The following is a 696-nucleotide window of genomic DNA, read 5'->3' on the forward strand; positions in this document are numbered from 1 at the left end:
TAATGAAAATAGGTATAAAAATACTCCTAAAAAGTATGAAAGAGGAAGTTATTATATAGGAAATAGATTTTTAATCTTGAAAACGTTTGTAAAATACCCACAAGGAGGAATAAGAACGAAGAAAATCCTTACAGCTGTGTGTGATGGAGTTCTCTATTTTAGGTATGAAGATGAGTGCGAAAAGAGTATAAGGTTAACTCCTATCAATGCAAAATACAATCAACAATAGTTTTTATACAAAATTGGAAACCTTTTTATCAGTATAGAACTTATAATCCTTTTACATCATGGTAAGAAAAGTTTTCTATATATTATTTTTCGTCTCAGTATTGGCAAATACTTTTTCTTGCCAAATGATGAATAGAAGTAGATATAAAAATTGTAATGATATAATCATTACGGAAAATATTTTTTCACTAATAGATACTACTCAAATTTATAATATAGAGGATTTAACTTTAAAAAATAGGAATCATCCTTTCTTTTGTAGATTTTCTTGTGATGGAAAAATTATCTTTCTATTTTCAGAAAACAGAAAAGAATATAAACATATTTCTAAACTATCTTATCGAGGCTTTTTCTATGTAAAAAATAAGCATTTATTTATGAAAATATATTTTAGACACCCACAAGGAGGGATAAGAACAAAGAAAATCCTTACAGCTGTGCGTGATGGAATTCTCTATTTTAGATATG

Annotated in this window: 2 protein-coding genes; both read left to right on the top strand. The window is 26.6% G+C overall.

Annotation, left to right across the window (positions count from 1 at the left end; all coding sequences use genetic code 11):
- On the top strand, nucleotides 1–229 hold a 229-nt coding region (locus HMPREF9441_RS18765; RefSeq protein WP_008623299.1), incomplete at its 5' end, for a hypothetical protein.
- Between the two features lie 124 nt (nucleotides 230–353).
- Nucleotides 354–696: hypothetical protein (locus tag HMPREF9441_RS18695; RefSeq protein ID WP_172634990.1), on the top strand; the 343-nt coding region annotated here is incomplete at its 3' end.

It is taken from the genome of Paraprevotella clara YIT 11840, assembly GCF_000233955.1.
In the GTDB taxonomy this organism is placed as follows: domain Bacteria; phylum Bacteroidota; class Bacteroidia; order Bacteroidales; family Bacteroidaceae; genus Paraprevotella; species Paraprevotella clara.